Below are 17,579 nucleotides of genomic sequence, written 5' to 3'. Positions count from 1 at the left end.
GTGTCTCCAACCGGGGCCCTACGGGCCGACGGGCTCGGGGCCGTACCAGACCGTGGTCGCGTTGCAGAACGCGCGGATGCCCTGTCCGGCGAGCTCACGTCCGTACCCGGAGCGCTTCACACCGCCGAAGGGCAGTGCGGGGTGGGACGCCGTCATGCCGTTGAAGAAGACACCGCCGGCCTCCAGGTCGCGTACACAGCGGCGCGCCTCGTCCGCGTCGCGGGTCCATACGTTGGAGCTGAGGCCGAAGGGGCTGTCGTTGGCGAGCGCCACGGCTTCGTCCAGCTCGTCGACGCGGTAGAGGGAGGCGACGGGGCCGAAGGTCTCCTCGCGGTGGATGCGCATGGCGGGGGTGATCCCGGCGAGGACCGTGGGGGCGTAGAACCAGCCCCGCTCCAGTTCCGGGGCCAGGCCCTCGGGCCTGCCGCCTCCGCACAGCGCTCGCGCGCCCTGCCGTACGGCGTCGTCCACCAGCTCCTCCAGGTCGGTGCGTCCCTGTTCGCTGGCGAGCGGTCCGACGTCGGTGGATTCCTCCAGCGGGTCGCCGACCGTCAGGTTGCTCATGCCCACGGTGAACCGTTCGGCGAACTCCTCGTACACCTCGGTGTGCACGATGAACCGTTTGGCGGCGATGCAGGACTGCCCGTTGTTCTGCGCCCGTGCGGTCACGGCGGTACGGGCGGCCCTGGCCACGTCGGCGGACGGCATGACGAGATACGGGTCGCTGCCGCCGAGCTCCAGGACGGTGTGCTTCACCTCGTCGCCGGCGATCGACGCGACCGAGCGGCCTGCTGGCTCGCTGCCGGTGAGGGTGGCGGCGACGACCCGGCGGTCGCGCAGGATCGCCTCGACCGCCCCCGATCCCACCAGCAGGCTCTGGAAGCAGCCCGCCGGGAATCCGGCCCGGCGGAACAGGCCCTCCAGGTACATGGCCGTCTGAGGGACGTTGGAGGCGTGCTTGAGCAGACCGACGTTGCCCGCCATGAGGGCCGGGGCGGCAAATCGTATGACCTGCCAGAGCGGGAAGTTCCACGGCATCACGGCGAGCACGGGACCGAGCGGCCGGTAGTGGACGTAGGCCCGCGAGGCACCGGAGTCCCGCACATCGTCGAAAGACGGGTGCTGGTCCGCGAGGAGTTCCTCGGCGTGGGCCGCGTACCAGCGCATCGCCTTGGCGCATTTGGCGGCCTCGGCGCGGGCCGCCACGACGGGTTTGCCCATTTCGATGGTCATGGTGCGCGCGATGTCCCGCTGGTCCTCGTCGAGCAGGACGGCGGCCTGGTTCAGCAGGCGGGCCCGCTCGGCGAACCCGGTGGTCCGGTACTGCCGGTACGCGGTGGCGGCGGCGTCGAGCCGCTGCTCGATGCCCGCCTCGTCGAGCGCGTCGAATCTTCTGAGGGTCTCGCCGTTCGCGGGATTGACCGTCGCGATGGGCATGGCCGTGTCCTCCTTGCCTCGTTCCTTCGACCGTGCCGTGCCGTACGCCGCGCCGCAACGCGGGCCCCGCCGGGCGGACACCCCGGCCGGCGCGGTCGGTGCGTGCGGTGTGCACGCCGTCCGCGCCGGGAGGGGGAAACGTCCAGCGGGTACGAATTGTGGCGCTGCCGGTCCCGGTGGCCCGGCTCAGACGAGAGCGGGGTCGGATGCCGTCGCGGGCTCGATGACGGGGGCGGCGGCCGCCACGGGCGGGCGCCGGGACTCGCGCACCCCGGGCAGCGGCGGGAACCGCACCAGGTCGGCGCTGTACGGCTCCTTGGCGTACCGGGTGAACCAGACGACCTTGCCCTCGGCCGTGCGGCAGGTGCCCCAGCTGTCGCTCAGGGCCATGACCCGGCTCAGGCCACCACCGCCGTTGCTGAGCAGTCGCGGCATCTCGGAGCCGTTGTCGGCGACGGAGACCGTGAGATGCCGCCCGGACCAGCGGAGTTCGACGACACAGTTGTTGTCGTCACCGACATGCCGGTGGACATTGGTCAGCAGCTCCTCCACACCCCGGCATACCGGCCGGATATGGAGTTCGAGACTCCAGTGGCGGAGGTGTGCCGCGATTATTCGTCGCAGCTGACACACACGCTCTGCCGAAACCTGGAATTCGACCAGGTAGTGCCGGTCGAGTGGAACGGTCATCGTCGAGGCTCCTCACATCGAGGCCCACTGGCTTCGCCCCGTTGAACCAACAACCCCCGAACACGAAGAGTGAGCAGATGTCACTTCTGGGTCACTCCACAGGGTGACTCGCCGGCACCGCTCGTGCAACACGTGGGGGGCTTTCGCCGAGAGGCCCCGGGGTGCGTCCGTCCGGGTCACAGGAGGTACGGCAGCAGTGTGTCCGGGGTGAGCGGGAGACTGCGCAGCCTGACGCCGGTGGCGTGCCGGACGGCGTTGCCGACGGCCGCCGCGGCGCCGACGATGCCGATCTCGCCGATGCCCTTGCTGCCCATCGGGTTGAGATGCGGATCCTCCTCGTCGATCCAGTGCGCCTCGATCTCCGGCACGTCGGCGCAGGCCGGCACGTGGTAGGTGGCGAGATCGCTCTCGGTGTAGTCGCCGAAGACGGGGTCCATGGTGGATGCCTCGGTCAGTGCCATGCCGACCCCCATGGTCATCCCGCCGATGAACTGGGAGCGCGCGGTACGGGAGTTGAGGATGCGTCCGGCGGCGAAGACACCGAGCATCCGGCGCAGCCGCACCTCTCCCGTCCGTGCGTGCACGGCGACTTCGGCGAAGTGGGCGCCGAACGCGTGGCGTGCGTAAGGGGATTGTCCGGCGGTCTCCTGCTGGGTGTCGGCGGTGACGGTGAGCCCGTCGGCGGGGACCGGTCCGCTGCGCTCGCGCAACTGGCGCAGCAGCAGGGTGGCTGCCTTGTGCACGGACCAGCCCCAGGAGGCGGTGCCCGACGATCCGCCCGCCAGTGGGGCGTCGGGCAGTTCGCTGCTCCCGATGTCGACCCGGACGTTCTCCACGGGCGTGGCCAGGACGTCGGCGGCGATCTGCGCGAGCACGGTGCGGGCGCCGGTGCCGATGTCGGTGGCGTTGGTCCGGATGAGGAACGAGCCGTCGGCGGCGGCCTGCGCCGAGGCGCTGGAGGCCGCGATGTACACGGGGTAGGTGGCGGCTGCGACGCCCGTGCCGAGCAGCAGGGGCCCCTCCTCGCGGCTCGCGGGGCGCGGGTCGCGGTCGTACCAGCCGAAGCGCGCGGCGCCCTTCTCCAGGCAGGCGGCCAGGCCGCGGCTGCTGAACTCGCGTCCGGAGTCCGGTTCGTTCGCCGGATCGTTGCGGATGCGCAGTTCGACGGGGTCCATGCCGAGCGCCGAGGCGAGTTCGTCCATGGCGGATTCGAGGGCGTACATGCCCGGCGCCTCGCCCGGTGCGCGCATCCAGGAGGGGCTCGGCACGTCCAGGGCGACGACCCGGTGGGTGGTGCGGCTGGTGGCGGAGCCGTACATGATCCGGGTCGGCACGGCCGCCTGCTCCACGAACTCCTTGATGGTGGAGGTGTGGGTGATGCACTCGTGGTCGACCGCGGTGAGGATGCCGTCGAGTTCGGCGCCGAGCCTGATGCGCTGGATGGTGGGGGCGCGATGGCCGACCACGGCGGCCAGCTGGCGGCGGGGCAGCGCGATCTTGACGGGGCGGCCGGTGTGGCGTGCGGCCATGGCCGCCAGGACGGTCTGCGGGCGCGGTGTCCCCTTGGATCCGAAGCCGCCGCCGACGTGCTCGGAGACGGCGGTGATCTGCTGCGGCCTCAGTCCGAAGGCGGTGGCGAGGCTGTCGCGGACCGTGGTGGAGCCCTGGCTGGAGTCGTGGACGGTCAGATGTCCGTCGTCGTCCCACTGCGCCGTCGTGGCGTGCGGTTCCATGGGGTGGTTGTGCAGGGCGCCGATGGTATAGGTGGCGTCGACCTGTACGGGTGCCGCGTCGAAGGCCCAGCCGGTGTCGCCGCGCTCCCGGACGGCGGGGTAGTCGCCATTGACGATCTGCGGGGTGTACAGGCCGGGGTGCTCCTCGGTCAGCAGGACATCGTGCCCGTCGGTCTCGTACGTGATCCGCAGCGCCTCGGCCCCGGCGCGGGCGCCCTCCGGGGTGTCGGCCACCACGAGCGCGACGGGCCAGCCCCGGTGCGGGACCCGGTCGTTCTGGAGGACGGCGAGGATCGGGTCGTCGGGCTCCTTCAGCCGGGGCGCGTCGTGGTGGGTGAGCACGGCGTGCACACCCGGCAGGGCCAGCGCCTCGTCCGCGTGGATCGCGTCGACGCGGCCGCGGGCGACAGTGGCGGGGACGGGCCACCCGTACAGACACCCCGGCGGGGTGTGCTCGGCGGCGTAGCGGGCGGTGCCCGTGACCTTGTCCCGGCCCTCACGGCGGACGACGGGGGTGCCCAGTGGTGACGGGGCCTGGCTCATGACGGGGTCCTCACGGCGGGGGCGGCGTTGGGTGCGGTTGCTCAGCTTTCGGCGGGGCGGCCGAGAGACGATCGCCCGGCGCCGGCGGGGCGGTGCCGGGGCCGGTCGCTCAGGTCTCGGCGGCGAGTTCGGCGAGTACGTCGACGGCCAGGTTGCGAGCGAGGCCCACCTTGAACGCGTTCTCGCGCAGCGGCCGGGCGGCGGCGAGTTCGGCGTCGACCGCACGCTCGAACGTCTCGTCGGTGGCCGGTGCTCCCCGCAGCAGGTCCTCGGCGGCGTGTGCGCGCCAGGGCCGGTGGGCGAGCCCGCCGAAGGCCAGCGCGGCATGCTCGATCCGGCCGCCGCGGACGCTCAGTACGGCGGCGACGGACGCGAGGGCGAAGGCGAAGGAGGCGCGGTCGCGGGCCTTGCGGTAGAGGGAGGTGGCGCCTTCCGGGCGCGGTGGCAGGACCAGCTCGGTGATGAGTTCGCCCGGCCGGATCTCGGTGTCCTGTTCGGGGGTGTCGCCCGGAAGGCGGTGGAATCCGGTGGCGGGCAGGGTCCGTCCGCCGTCCGGTCCGTACAACTGGACGGTGGCGTCGAGGGCGGACAGCGCCACGGCCATGTCGGACGGGTGGGTGGCGACGCAGTGCGCGGAGTGGCCGAGTACTGCGAGGTCGCGCTGGGCGCTGTCGTGGGCGGGGCAGCCGGTGCCGGGTGCCCGTTTGTTGCACGGCTTGGAGGTGTCCTGGAAGTACGCGCAACGGGTGCGCTGAAGCAGGTTGCCGCCGGTCGTGGCGGTGTTGCGCAGCTGCCCCGAGGCGCCGGACAGCAGCGCCTGGGACAGGGCGGGATAGCGGGTGCGTACCGCGGGATGGGCGGCCAGGTCGCCGTTGCGCACGGTCGCGCCGATCCGCAGGCCGCCGTCCTCGGTGTCGGCCACGTGGTCCAGCGGCAGCCGGCTGATGTCGATGAGCCGGTCCGGGGCCGCGACGCCGAGCTTCATCAGATCGACGAGGTTGGTGCCGCCGCCGAGGAACACGGCGCCGGGGTGGGCGGCGCGCTCACGGACCGCTTCCTCGGCGGACCGGGCGCGGAGATAGGCGAAGGGCTTCACAGCGCCACGTCCTCGATCGCCTCGACGATGCGGGGGTAGGCGCCGCAGCGGCACAGATTGCCGCTCATCCGCTCGCGGATCTCGTCGGCGTCGAGCGGCGCCGGGGCCGATACCGGTGCCCTGCGGGCGGTGGCATGGGACGGGAAGCCGTCGGCCGCCTCGCCGAGCATGCCGACCGCCGAGCAGATCTGGCCGGGGGTGCAGTAGCCGCACTGCAGGGCGTCGCGGTCCAGGAAGGCTTCCTGGAGGGGGTGGAGCCGGTCGCCGTCGGCGAGGCCCTCGACGGTGGTGACGGCGGCGCCGTCGTGGGCGACGGCGAGCAGCAGGCAGCTGTTGGCCCGCCGGCCGTCGACGATGACGGTGCACGCCCCGCACTGTCCGTGGTCGCAGCCCTTCTTCGCGCCGGTGAGGCCGAGGTGCTCGCGCAGGGCGTCCAGGACGGTGGTGCGGTGATCGAGCGTGAGCGTCCGCTCGGTTCCGTTGATCTGCAGTGTCAGGGTGGAACGGTGACCGGTTGCTCCCGGCTGCTGCGCACCGTCGTCCCGCCCGCGAGAGGGGTCCACGCACTCGCACCTTTCAGGGGTGACCTTTTGACCGTTTTCTACCAGACGTGCGAGGGCTTCCCACTTCATTGCTCCGCCACCGGGCCGTGACCCGTCGGTCGGTCGTCCCATCGGTCTACCGGCTCGACAGACGCAGCCGCACCTCTTCCTCCTGGTCGCCGGAGACGGCCCCGACGACGGTCACGTCGAAGGCGTGCGCCAGGCTCCGCCTCAGCCGCTCCACCGCCCAGTAGCCGCCCTGCACGTCGACGCTCACGGGCGCGCCGAGCGCGACCGGGCCGGACACCACCCGGGCCTCCGTGACGTCGACGGTCACCACCCATGCGGTGGGGCGCTTGCCCGCGAGGTCCTGCGGTACGTCGACCGAGGCCCGGTCGGTGGTGAACGCGGCCCGCAGCACATCGAAGACCATCCGTGCGTCGGCCTTCTCGCATCCGCTGATGACGACCGACACCTCCTCGGTGTACCCGCTGTCCTCCGTCTGCTTCTCCTTGATGGTGTTCACCGCGGTTCCTTCCGCTCCGTGCCCCTGGGGCGATTCGGGGATGTCTCCAGGCTCACCCCGCGGCAGGACGACGGCGACACGAGACCACCGGATTTCGAACGGATAGCGACCCTACGGCGCAAAGCCCGGAGCGAAACACCTTTCAGGTCATATCCACTTAAAACATGAATTCATGTGAATTATTGAGTGAGGACTGCGCCTCGGGGTATCCGGCAAGCATGGACGTTTCGAACGCAGACCTGAGTTCGCTGGCCGTCACCTTCGCCGACGGGCGGGGCGCCACCGGGTCGGTGCTGGGCATTGTCGGAGTGGTTCTGGTGGCCGTACTGATCGGCGCCTTCTGGCTCGGGCAGCGGCGCCGCGACCAGGAACTGCCACCGCCCAGCCCCGACGAGCAGCCACCGCGGCCGGACCACCGCAGCCACATCGAGGAACGCGATGTGCACGGCGACGACCACTTCCCGCCCGACCGCCGGGGCCTTTCGCCGTACGAACTCGGTGACCACGGGAACGAACCCATCCCCCGAGAGACCGACGAGCAGCGCGACTGACCCCGCGGACCTCCCGGCAACGGTCCGCGGTGGGGGCATCGCGTGTTGCGGGGGCGACTGCCTGCGGTGAGGCTGGTGGGGGTCCGCCGGCCACAGGCGTACCCAGACCTCGGAACCGATGAAGGCAGTAGGACCATGAGCGGAAGCCACCTGGGGAAGGCGTCGACACCGGCGCCGCTGACCGGATCCGCAGCGCCCTGCTGGGTCAACCTCATGACCCGTGACCTGGGAGCGGCGCAGGAGTTCTACGGCGCGGTGCTGGGGTGGACCTTCCGTCCGGGCAAGCTGGGGCAGGAGTTCTCGGTCGCGCGCCGGGGCGACGTACCGGTCGCCGGCATCGGCGCGGTGGCGACCGCCTACCGGGTGGCCGTGGCCTGGACGCCCTACTTCTCCGTCCCCGACGCCGACGCGGCGGCCTCGCGCATCCGGGAGCGCAGCGGCACGGTCGCCGTGGGACCGATGGCTCTCGGCAAGGGGCGCGGGGCGCTCGCGGCGGACCGGGACGGTGCGGTGTTCGGGATCTGGGAGCGGACCGAGCCCGCGACCTCGCCGCCCGCGCCGGACGGCCATTCGCACGCCTGGCTCCGTCTGCACACCAGGAACGCCTTCGACGCCGCGATCTTCTACGGGCAGGTGCTCGACTGGGCGAGCGGGCGCCCGGGGTCCTGCGAGGTGTCGTACGAGGGGGACGAGGTCATCGTCGAGTGCGACGGGCGCCTGCTGTTCCGGATCAACTCGGGCGCGGTGGAGGCGGCGCCCGATCCCTTGGTCCGCCCGCACTGGCAGGTGCACTTCCCGGTCACCGATGTGGCGGCCACGGTCGCGACTGCGCGGGAGCACGGCGGCAGCCTGGTCGAGCAGCGGGCTCTGGCGCAGGGCGCGGAGGCGACCCTGCTGGACCCGGACGGCGGCCTCTTCACGGTCACGGACGTCCGGGGGCTCGCGGCGGACGGTTCCGGCTGACCCGGTCAACCTCTCGTCGGCCGCCGGTCATTTCCCGCGTACGGACGAGAAGCGGGCCAGCGCCCAGGCCGGAAAGACGAACCAGCAGATCAGGAACCACAGCGCCATCGCACCGACCAGCCACAGCGCGACGGAGTTGTGCAGGGCCACCCGCAGGATGAGCAGCAGGGTGGAGCACATGGTGCAGAACAGCAGGACGAGCCCGAGCACGGTCATCCGTGACGCCCAGGCGACCGTCTGCGGTTTGAGCCGCCGCCCGGTGAGCAGCCGGTGGTACGAAACGGGCCCGATCAGAGCGGCGGCGGTGGCCGATCCCAGCATCACCGTGACCACGTAGATGGTGCGGTCGGTGTCCGAGAGTTCACCGAAGCGGGGCTGGAAGACGACGGCGAGCAGGAAGCCGAACAGGATCTGGACGCCGGTCTGGGCCACGCGCAGTTCCTGGAGCAGATCGGTCCATCGCCGGTCCGCCCGTTCCTCGGGCGTCTCGTCGCGGCCTCCGCGGCCCTGGGCGTCGGGAAGACGTGCTGTCGAGGTCACCGGGAGCCTCCGTCCGAATACCCGGAGTACTTCACCTTCCTCCCTCCCCCACCGTAACCGGTCACCGGGGCCGTGGCGGTGGCGGTGGCCGGATCCGTTCGCCCGAACCTCGACGATCAGTTCGACCTCGCCTAGGATTTTGGTACGGCATCGCGCGTCGGTCACCGGCCGGGTGAGGCGTGGAGGTGCCCGTGAGATGCCCGTTGGAGGCATTCCACAGTGTCAGTCGAGTTGAATCACACCATCATCCACTCCCGGGACAACCGGAAGTCCGCCGAGTTCCTGGCGGACATACTGGGGCTCGAAATCGGCGAGGAATGGGGCCCGTTCATCCCGGTCACCACCGCGAACGGGGTCACGCTGGACTTCGCGACCATTCCCGAAGCCTCGATCACCGTGCAGCACTACGCCTTCCTCATCTCGGAGGCGGAGTTCGACACCGCGTACGCCCGCATCAAGGAGCTCGGGGTCGCGTACTTCGCGGATCCGCACAAGAAGCAGCCGGGCGAGATCAACCACAACGACGGCGGCCGAGGCGTGTACTTCCTCGATCCCGCCGGTCACGCCATGGAGATCATCACGCGCCCGTACGGCGGCTTCCCCTCGTAACACGGCGTCCTGACAAGGGAGTTCGGCCGGGGTTCGCGCACGCGTCCCGGCCGGGCTCCCTGTCGCCCCGGATCAGGCGACCGGCAGCAGCAGCTCGGGCCGGTCCCACATCACCGCGGGCGGGGTGGCGGCCAGGGTGCCGGTCCGCCGGGCACCCACACTCCGGTAGAAGCCTTCGGCGGGCGGGTGCGAGACGACGCGGACCCCGGTGAGGCCGACGCGTTCCGCCTCTGCGCGCAGATGCCCGACGAGCAGCCGCCCGATGCCGCGTCCCTGCGCGTCGTCGGCGACGAACATGAGGTCGAGCTCCGGCGGCTCGAGAACGAGCGCGTAGAAACCCAGCACCCGCTCGGAGCCGGTCTCCACCGCCACGAAGACCCGATGGGTCTCGATGTAGTCGGGGCCCACCCGGTATCCGGCGACCATGGCGGCATAGTGCCCCTCGTAGGCGCGGGAGCTCCTGACCAGCCGGGTGAGCCGCTTCGCGTCCCGGGCGGTGGCACGCCTGATGCTCACGGTCTCCCGCAGCGCCTCGCCGCCCCGACGCGTAATGCTCGATTTCATGGATGGAGTATTACGCATCCGGCTGCTGGACACCCACCCGCGAGCCGGCCACCGGCCCGCCGGGCGCTACGGCCGATCGCGCACCGTGCGCCATTCGTCGACCACGGCGTCGATGTCGAACGGCTTGAGGTTCAGCGGCGGGCCCGGCGGCGGCCGCCTGATGGCCGCCGCGATCTTCTCGTTGACCTCGGACAGCATGCGCCGCACCTCGGCCTCCGTCCGCGCCTTGGACACGGATTCGGCCACGTCCTCCGCCTGCTTGCGCAGAGCCAGGGCCGGCGGGAGCACCGAGACCCCTTCGCGCTGGAGTTTCTGCTTGATCCACCAGTTCTCGTCATAGGGAGCCCCGATGGCGTCGAGCGGCTTGCCGAACCCCGGCAACTGCGAGATGTCGCCGCGCTGCTCGGACTCCCGGATCTGCTTGTCGACCCATGATTCGAAGCTGACGCCCGCAGGCTTGCGCTCGGTCAACGTACGCCCCTCTCGGAGGATTCGTAATCCGGTCCCTCCACGATACCCAGGGGCGTGGGAGGCTCGGCGCCCGCACGGACCCGCATTGCAACCCCCTTCGGTACAACACCGTTCCGGGGACCGGACAACCGCCTCAGTGCGCGTGTCCGGCGGACTCCCCGGCCTCGCTCCCCCGGTGTCCGTCGCCGTCGTTGCCCGGTTCCGCCACCCGGACGGTGAAGGCCGCGGTGCGCACCTTGCCCTCGTGCTTGAAGTCGAGGAAGAGCCGGTACGCCCCGGCACTGGGAGCCGTCGCGGTGAAGGACACCACCGGACCGGGGCCACCCTCGTTCGGGTGGACGTGCAGATAGGCCAGGTCGCCCGAGCGCAGGGCGACGAGGTGCCCGTACGCACCGAGGTAGGGCTGGAGATCGGTGACGGGACGGCCGTTCCTGCTGACGGTCAGCTTCAGTTCGCCGCTCCGGCCGGCCCGGAGGTCGCCGCCGAGAGCGACGCGGTAGCCGTCCACCTCGGCGGTGGCGCCCGGGGCCGGGAGAGCGGCGGGGCGGTAGGCCCCGGAGACGGCCAGATCCGCGCCCAGCGTGAGGTTCTCGGCGCCTGCGGCCGCCGGGGTGAAGTCGGCGAACACCCGGTAGCCGCCCGCTTCGGGGAGGTCGACGGGGGTCGACCAGGTGCCGTCGCCCGCCCGGACGGGGTGCAGGTGCCGGTACCGGGTGAGGTCGGTGGAGGCGAGTATGAAATGCAACTCCTTGCCGTGCTCACGCTGGTAGGCGGTGACCTTGCGCCCGCTGTCGTCCTTGACGGCGAACCGGATCTCGCTCCGGTCCCCGGCACGGACCACCGGTGCCTCCAGGTCCAGCGTGTAGCCGCCCTCGGAGATCTGCAGCCCGCCGGGCGCGTGGTCCGCCGCCGCGGCCTTCGCCCCGCCCTCCTCTCCCCCGGCGTGGCCACCGTGCTGCTGCGCGGGGCGGTCCTCCGCGGCCACCAGCGGGTCGACACCCTTGCCCACTCCGTACGCGGTTCCGAAGGTCGCGGCGAGCGCGGTGGCGAAGGCGGTGATCTTCAGTGCGTTGTTCATGACAGGTTCCTCCATCGGGTCGACCGGGAGGCAGCGCTTCCCGACGCCTCACAACATACCCCCTAGGGGTATCAAGTCAACCCCGGAGCACGCCGATCGCTCCGGCTCAGGCAGGCACCACCAGCCCGGCACGCAGTCGCTCCAGCGCGACTTCGGGAATGCGCAGGCCGTCGCGCACATACCCGTCGAGTCCGCCCCATCGCTCATCCATCGCGTCCAGCGCCGTGTCGAGGTAGCGGGGGCGGACCTCGGTGATCGCGGAGGCGATCCCCGGATCGCCGCCCGCGTCCAGGAAGGCCTGCACGTACGGCGCGAAGGCGACCCGTACCACCGGATTCACCGCGAGGAACTCGGCGCGCACGACCTCGCGGGACGCCCCGAGCATCATCAGGAGCAGGGCCGCGGCCCAGCCGGTACGGTCCTTGCCGGCCGTGCAGTGGAACAGCACCGGGCGGGCCCGGTCGTCGGCGACCGTCTCGACGAAGGCCCGGTAGGCGGCGGACGCACCCGGCGAGAGCACCATCTGCCGGTAGGTGTCCGCGAAGAGCCCCTCCGCCTTTCCGCCGCCCAGCAGCCGCTCGGCCGCGACGGGGTCGGCGAGCAGTGCGCGCAGCCGGGCGGGCGCCACACCCGGGTTGTCCCCGAGCACATCGGCGACGAACAGCCGGGCGCCCGGCGGCAGCCGGTCGGGGCCCGCGGCACGCTCGTCGGCGGTCCGCAGATCGACGACGGTACGGATGCCGAGCGCGGCCACCCGCGAGTCCTGCGCCGCGTCGAGCCCACTGAGCTGACCGGACCGCAGCACGACGCCGGCCCGGACCCGGTGGTCCGGGCCCAGGGCGATGCCACCCAGGTCGCGCAGATTGAGGACGGTGGATGCCGGGACGGCCCTGGCGGTCTGCACGATGAACTTCCCCTTTTTCCCGACGCGTATCCGAATTCATTCGTTTTTGCCGGATCAAACGTCGCACGCAGCCGGGAAATCGACAAAGTAAAACGCCGGACGACAATCGATCGTTGGCACTCGCGGAGATAAAGGAAATGTGAAATCGCAACCGCCCCCACCCAGGTCAGGGGGCACACCACACCAATAGCGGTGTGTTCTGTGAATCCCGGCTCGAAGGGCGGCGCCGGTCGGCGCACGGACCGCCACGACGGCCCTTGAATTCCCACCTGGTAACGCAACAGAACGGAACGGGCCACCTCGCGCCGCGCCGGGGAATCCTCGCGCTCAGTGCACGACGACAGTGACCTCGGTCGCCTTGATGCTCGTCCGTACGGCGGTCCCCTCGACGAGCCCCAGCTCGGCCGCCGCTTCGGCGGGCGGCGAGCGCCCTGGCCACGGCCACGCGCTGGGCCCGGCCGCCGGAGAGCTGGGCGGGTTTGCGGTGGGCGAGGTGGCCGACGCCCAGCCGGTCGAGCCATTGCCGCGCCTCGCGCCGGGCCTACCCGCGGGCGACGCCGTGGGCGCCCTCGTCCGCAGCGGTGCGCCGCCCGGTTAGGGTGGTCGGCAGGGTCAGGTGACTCCTTGAAGTGGATGCGTGCCGTGCGTGACGCGCGGTCAGACGCGGTCGATGTGCACGTTGGTGGACTTCACGCGGGCGGTGGCCTGCATGCCGACCTCCAGACCCAGTTCCTCGACGGCCTCGCGGGTGAGCAGTGACACCAGGCGGTGCGGGCCCGCCTGGATCTCCACCTGGGCCGCGACGTCGCCGAGCTTCACGGCGGTGACGATGCCCGGGAAGGCGTTGCGGGCCGAGGTGTACGAGGCGTCGTCCTCGCCGCCCGCGCCCTGGCCGACCTCGATGGAGAATGCGGCCAGGTCGCGGCCGTCGATGAGCCTGCGGCCGCTCTCGTCGCGGTGGGTGGCGACCCTCCCGGCGTCCGCCCAGCGGCGGGCCGTGTCGGGGCTGACCCCGAGCAGGCGTGCCGCCTGACCGATTGTGTAGGACTGCATGCGCGACAAGGTATGCGAGCTGTCATGGCAGATGCAATCCATTCGAGTGGTATGTGCAGCAAATGCCAGGCACATTGGAGGAATCACCAAGTACCGGGGCGGGCCGGGCCGGGGCCGGCTACGCGACGGTGGGTGAAGGATCAAGTGCGCTCCGGAGAGGGCAAGGTCACAAGCGGAACCCATGCTGCCCTCAAGCCCCCTGACCTAGCATCTGGGCATGACGGTCCTGCCTGCCGACGGGTTTTCGTTGGCCGCCGAATTCCCCGCCCCCGCCCATGAGCAGTGGCAACACCTCGTCGAAGGTGTGCTGCGCAAGTCGGGCAAGGAGGCCGCGGGTTCGGCCGCCGAGGAAGCGCTGTCCACCACGGTGGAGGACGGGCTCATCACCCGTCCCCTCTACACCTCGCGCGACAGCGCGCCCGATGCCGGATATCCGGGCTTCGCCCCCTTCACCCGCGGCAGCAAGGCCGAGGGCAGCGCGGCGGGCGGCTGGGACGTGCGGCAGCGGCACACCCTGCCGGATCCCGCGCGTCTCAACGAGGCGGTGCTCGCCGATCTGGAGAACGGCGTCACCTCGTTGTGGCTGACCGTGGGCGGTGCCGCGGGCGTGCCGGTGTCCGCGCTGGCGGGGGCCCTGGACGGGGTCTACCTGGATCTGGCTCCCGTCGTGCTCGACGCCGGCGACGAGACCGACGCCGCGGCGAAAGAGCTGCTGCGGATCTGCGCGGAGCGGGGCGTCGACCTGGGGAGCGTGCGTGGCAACCTCGGCGCGGACCCGTTCGGGCAGGCAGCCCGCAGCGGTGCCGATCCCGATCTTCCGGACGCGGTGCGCTGGGCGCAGCGGTGCGCACGGGAGTTTCCCGGGCTGCGGGCGCTGACCGTCGACGCGCTGCCGTACCACGAGGCCGGCGGTTCGGCGGCCGAGGAACTGGGCGCTTCGCTGGCGACCGGTGTCGCCCTGCTGCGGGCGCTGACCGACGCCGGACTGTCGGTCGAGGACGCCTGCGGGCAGTTGGAGTTCCGGTACGCGGCGACCGCCGACCAGTTCCTGACCATCGCCAAGCTGCGGGCCGCGCGCCGGCTGTGGTCCCGGGTGGCCGAGGTGTGCGGGGCCGCCGGTGCCGGTGCGCAGCGTCAGCACGCGGTGACGTCGTCGGTGATGATGACGCGGCGCGATCCGTGGGTGAACATGCTGCGCACGACGCTGGCGTGTCTGGGGGCGGGGGTCGGCGGCGCCGACTCCGTCACCGTGCTGCCGTTCGATCACGCGCTGGGCCTGCCGGACGCGTTCGCCCGGCGCATCGCCCGTAACACCTCGACGATCCTGCTGGAGGAGTCGCACCTGGCCCGGGTGATCGACCCGGCGGGCGGTTCCTGGTACGTGGAGCGGCTCACCACCGAACTCGCCGATGCCGCCTGGTCGTTCTTCCAGGAGATCGAACGCTCCGGCGGCCAGGCCGCCGCGCTCCGCTCGGGGATGATCGGCGAGCGTCTGGCTGCCACCTGGGCGGCGCGCAGCAAGGATCTGGCGCGTCGAAAGGAGCCGATCACCGGGGTCAGCGAGTACCCGCAGCTCGCGGAGCGGCCGGTGGAGCGTGAGCCGTCCCCCGCCGTACCGGCCGCGCCGGGCGGTCTGCCCAGGGTCCGCCGGGCCGAGGCGTTCGAGGCGCTGCGCGCCCGGTCGGACGCGCATCTCGCGGCGACCGGGCAGCGGCCGAAGGTCTTCCTCGCCGCGCTCGGCCCCGCCGCGGCGCACACCGCGCGGGCGTCGTTCGCCGCCAATCTGTTCCAGGCCGGCGGCATCGAACCGGTCCACGACCCGGTCTCGGTCGACGCGACCACGGCCGCAGACGCCTTCAGGGCCGGCGGGGCCACCGTGGCGTGCCTCTGCTCCAGCGACGCGCTCTACGCCGAGCAAGCCGAAGCGGTGGCCGGGGCACTGCGGTCGGCGGGTGCCGAGCGGGTGTTCCTGGCCGGGCGGCCCGGCGAGTACGCCGGCGTCGACGAGTACGTCTTCGCGGGCTCCGATGTGGTGGCCGTGCTCTCCTCCCTTCTCGACCGTATGGATGTGGCGTAATGCGTATCCCCGACTTCTCCGGCATCGAGCTCGGTCCGGGCGGCGCCGCCGAGGTGTCCGAGGACCAGTGGCGTGCCTCGGTGAAGGAGTCCTCCGGCAGTTCCGACGGCGATCTGCTGTGGGAGACCCCGGAAGGCATCGCGGTCAAGCCGCTGTACACCGGGCACGACCTCGAAGGGCTCGACTTCCTCGGTACGTACCCGGGCATCGCCCCGTATCTGCGGGGCCCGTACCCGACGATGTACGTCAACCAGCCCTGGACGATCCGGCAGTACGCCGGGTTCTCCACGGCCGAGGAGTCCAACGCCTTCTACCGCCGCAACCTCGCGGCCGGGCAGAAGGGTCTCTCCGTCGCCTTCGACCTGCCGACCCACCGCGGCTACGACAGCGACCACCCGCGGGTGACCGGTGACGTCGGCATGGCGGGCGTGGCGATCGACTCGATCTATGACATGCGCCAGCTCTTCGACGGCATCCCGCTGGACAAGATGACCGTGTCGATGACGATGAACGGCGCGGTGCTCCCCGTCCTCGCGCTGTACATCGTCGCGGCGGAGGAACAGGGCGTACCGCCCGAGAAGCTGGCCGGGACCATTCAGAACGACATTCTGAAGGAGTTCATGGTCCGCAACACCTACATCTATCCGCCGAAGCCCTCGATGCGGATCATCTCCGACATCTTCGCGTACACCTCGCAGAAGATGCCGCGCTACAACTCGATCTCCATCTCCGGCTATCACATCCAGGAGGCGGGTGCGACGGCCGATCTGGAGCTGGCGTACACCCTCGCGGACGGGGTGGAGTATCTGCGGGCCGGCCGGGACGCCGGTCTCGACGTGGACGCGTTCGCGCCGCGGCTGTCGTTCTTCTGGGCGATCGGCATGAACTTCTTCATGGAGATCGCGAAGCTGCGGGCGGCCCGGCTGCTCTGGGCCAAGCTGGTCAAGGAGTTCGAGCCGAAGAACGCCAAGTCGCTCTCGCTGCGCACCCATTCGCAGACCTCGGGGTGGTCGCTGACCGCGCAGGACGTGTTCAACAACGTCACCCGGACCTGTGTGGAGGCGATGGCCGCCACCCAGGGGCACACCCAGTCGCTGCACACCAACGCGCTCGACGAGGCGCTGGCCCTGCCGACCGACTTCTCCGCCCGGATCGCCCGGAACACCCAGCTGCTGCTCCAGCAGGAGTCGGGCACCGGCCGGGTGATCGACCCGTGGGGCGGCAGCGCGTACGTGGAGAAGCTGACGTACGACCTGGCGCGCCGGGCCTGGCAGCACATCGAGGAGGTCGAGGCCGCGGGCGGCATGGCGCAGGCCATCGACGCGGGCATCCCCAAGCTCCGGGTGGAGGAGGCCGCGGCCCGCACCCAGGCGCGGATCGACTCCGGACGCCAGCCGGTGATCGGGGTCAACAAGTACCGGGTGGAGAGCGACGAGCAGATCGATGTGCTGAAGGTCGACAACTCCTCGGTCCGCGCCCAGCAGATCGAGAAGCTGCGCCGGCTGCGCCAGGAGCGCGACGAGGCCGCCTGCCAAGCGGCGCTGCGGGCGCTGACGGCCGCTGCCGAACGTGATCCCGGCCCCGGCCTCGAAGGCAATCTGCTGGCACTGGCCGTCGACGCGGCACGCGCGATGGCGACCGTGGGCGAGATCTCGGACGCCCTGGAGAAGGTGTACGGGAGGCACGCGGGCCAGATCCGTACGATCTCCGGTGTGTACCGCAACGAGGCAGGTGAATCCCCTTCCGTGGACCGTACCCGGGCGCTGGTGGACAGGTTCGAGGAGGCCGAGGGGCGCCGTCCGCGCATCCTGGTCGCCAAGATGGGACAGGACGGCCACGACCGCGGCCAGAAGGTGATCTCGACCGCCTTCGCCGACCTGGGCTTCGACGTGGACGTCGGCCCGCTGTTCCAGACGCCGGCCGAGGTGGCGCGGCAGGCGGTGGAGGCGGACGTGCACATCGTGGGCGTCTCCTCGCTGGCTGCCGGGCACCTCACGCTGGTGCCGGCGCTCCGCGAGGAGCTGGCGGCCGAGGGGCGGGAGGACATCATGATCGTGGTGGGCGGGGTGATTCCGCCGCAGGACGTCGAGGCGCTGCACGAGGCGGGTGCGACGGCCGTGTTCCCGCCCGGCACGGTGATCCCGGATGCCGCGTACGACCTGGTGACGCGGCTCGGCGCCGCGCTCGGCCACGAGCTGTGAG

General features: G+C 71.3%; 17 protein-coding genes and 1 pseudogene. 5 read left to right on the top strand and 13 right to left on the bottom strand.

What is annotated here, in order from left to right:
• Positions 1-18: 18 nt before the first annotated feature.
• The 6 genes from OG842_RS36315 to OG842_RS36290 form a co-directional block, all read right to left on the bottom strand.
• Positions 19-1,437, bottom strand: coding sequence for an NADP-dependent succinic semialdehyde dehydrogenase (locus tag OG842_RS36315; RefSeq protein ID WP_266734762.1), 1,419 nt, complete (start codon positions 1,435-1,437; stop codon positions 19-21).
• A gap of 186 nt (positions 1,438-1,623) precedes the next feature.
• On the bottom strand, positions 1,624-2,127 hold the full coding sequence (locus tag OG842_RS36310; RefSeq protein ID WP_266734764.1) for an ATP-binding protein: 504 nt from the start codon (positions 2,125-2,127) through the stop codon (positions 1,624-1,626).
• A gap of 176 nt (positions 2,128-2,303) precedes the next feature.
• Entirely contained in the window at positions 2,304-4,403 is a 2,100-nt protein-coding gene (locus tag OG842_RS36305; RefSeq protein WP_266734766.1) for a xanthine dehydrogenase family protein molybdopterin-binding subunit, read from the bottom strand.
• Between the two features lie 109 nt (positions 4,404-4,512).
• Positions 4,513-5,499, bottom strand: a complete 987-nt coding sequence (locus OG842_RS36300) for an FAD binding domain-containing protein (RefSeq protein ID WP_266734768.1) — start codon at positions 5,497-5,499, stop codon at positions 4,513-4,515.
• Positions 5,496-6,062 (bottom strand): 2Fe-2S iron-sulfur cluster-binding protein, encoded by a 567-nt coding sequence (locus OG842_RS36295; RefSeq protein ID WP_266734770.1) that lies wholly within the window; start codon positions 6,060-6,062, stop codon positions 5,496-5,498. The genes OG842_RS36300 and OG842_RS36295 overlap by 4 nt, the downstream gene beginning before the upstream one ends.
• A 115-nt stretch (positions 6,063-6,177) precedes the next feature.
• Positions 6,178-6,567, bottom strand: a complete 390-nt coding sequence (locus tag OG842_RS36290; RefSeq protein WP_266734771.1) for a hypothetical protein — start codon at positions 6,565-6,567, stop codon at positions 6,178-6,180.
• A 218-nt stretch (positions 6,568-6,785) separates the two neighbouring features.
• On the opposite strand from OG842_RS36290, the gene OG842_RS36285 reads away from it, so the two are divergent.
• Together OG842_RS36285 and OG842_RS36280 are read left to right on the top strand one after the other, a co-directional pair.
• Positions 6,786-7,118, top strand: coding sequence for a DUF6479 family protein (locus OG842_RS36285; RefSeq protein ID WP_266734772.1), 333 nt, complete (start codon positions 6,786-6,788; stop codon positions 7,116-7,118).
• 213 nt (positions 7,119-7,331) lie between these two features.
• The gene (locus OG842_RS36280; protein WP_443064078.1) at positions 7,332-8,081 is read left to right on the top strand and encodes a VOC family protein; all 750 of its coding nucleotides are present in this window, start codon (positions 7,332-7,334) and stop codon (positions 8,079-8,081) included.
• 27 nt (positions 8,082-8,108) lie between these two features.
• Here OG842_RS36280 and OG842_RS36275 read toward each other — a convergent pair whose 3' ends face one another.
• Complete coding sequence (locus OG842_RS36275) at positions 8,109-8,621, bottom strand: DUF6328 family protein (protein WP_266734774.1); 513 nt, start codon at positions 8,619-8,621, stop codon at positions 8,109-8,111.
• Positions 8,622-8,840: 219 nt separating this feature from the next.
• Between OG842_RS36275 and OG842_RS36270 the strand changes: the two genes are divergently transcribed.
• On the top strand, positions 8,841-9,230 hold the full coding sequence (locus OG842_RS36270; RefSeq protein ID WP_266734776.1) for a VOC family protein: 390 nt from the start codon (positions 8,841-8,843) through the stop codon (positions 9,228-9,230).
• Positions 9,231-9,302: 72 nt separating this feature from the next.
• Here the strand turns inward: OG842_RS36270 and OG842_RS36265 are convergent, their stop codons facing one another.
• The 6 genes and pseudogenes from OG842_RS36265 to OG842_RS36240 all read right to left on the bottom strand — a co-directional run bounded on the left by OG842_RS36265 (position 9,303) and on the right by OG842_RS36240 (position 13,300).
• Positions 9,303-9,794 carry a GNAT family N-acetyltransferase gene (locus OG842_RS36265; protein ID WP_266734777.1) on the bottom strand — a complete coding sequence of 164 codons (492 nt, stop codon included), beginning with the start codon at positions 9,792-9,794 and terminating at the stop codon, positions 9,303-9,305.
• A gap of 66 nt (positions 9,795-9,860) precedes the next feature.
• On the bottom strand, positions 9,861-10,265 hold the full coding sequence (locus tag OG842_RS36260) for a J-domain-containing protein (RefSeq protein ID WP_266734778.1): 405 nt from the start codon (positions 10,263-10,265) through the stop codon (positions 9,861-9,863).
• A 133-nt stretch (positions 10,266-10,398) separates the two neighbouring features.
• Complete coding sequence (locus OG842_RS36255) at positions 10,399-11,343, bottom strand: hypothetical protein (protein ID WP_266734779.1); 945 nt, start codon at positions 11,341-11,343, stop codon at positions 10,399-10,401.
• A gap of 106 nt (positions 11,344-11,449) precedes the next feature.
• Positions 11,450-12,247 (bottom strand): tyrosine-protein phosphatase, encoded by a 798-nt coding sequence (locus OG842_RS36250; protein ID WP_266734781.1) that lies wholly within the window; start codon positions 12,245-12,247, stop codon positions 11,450-11,452.
• A gap of 415 nt (positions 12,248-12,662) precedes the next feature.
• Positions 12,663-12,809 (bottom strand): annotated as a pseudogene (locus tag OG842_RS36245) (ATP-binding cassette domain-containing protein); the annotation flags it as partial.
• A gap of 95 nt (positions 12,810-12,904) precedes the next feature.
• Positions 12,905-13,300: a TOBE domain-containing protein gene (locus OG842_RS36240; RefSeq protein ID WP_266734783.1), complete on the bottom strand. Its 396-nt coding sequence runs from the start codon at positions 13,298-13,300 to the stop codon at positions 12,905-12,907.
• 217 nt (positions 13,301-13,517) lie between these two features.
• Here OG842_RS36240 and mutA point away from each other — a divergent pair, with 217 nt between their 5' ends.
• Both mutA and scpA read left to right on the top strand, forming a co-directional pair.
• Positions 13,518-15,377: a methylmalonyl-CoA mutase small subunit gene (gene mutA / locus OG842_RS36235; protein ID WP_266734785.1), complete on the top strand. Its 1,860-nt coding sequence runs from the start codon at positions 13,518-13,520 to the stop codon at positions 15,375-15,377.
• Positions 15,377-17,578 (top strand): methylmalonyl-CoA mutase, encoded by a 2,202-nt coding sequence (scpA, locus tag OG842_RS36230; RefSeq protein WP_266734786.1) that lies wholly within the window; start codon positions 15,377-15,379, stop codon positions 17,576-17,578. The genes mutA and scpA overlap by 1 nt, the downstream gene beginning before the upstream one ends.
• Position 17,579 lies beyond the last annotated feature (1 nt).

Origin of the sequence: Streptomyces sp. NBC_00376, assembly GCF_036077095.1 — a bacterium.
In the GTDB taxonomy this organism is placed as follows: Bacteria; Actinomycetota; Actinomycetes; order Streptomycetales; family Streptomycetaceae; genus Streptomyces.
The sequence above is the reverse complement of the archived record's forward strand: the minus strand, read 5'-3'. Positions and strand labels throughout refer to the sequence as shown.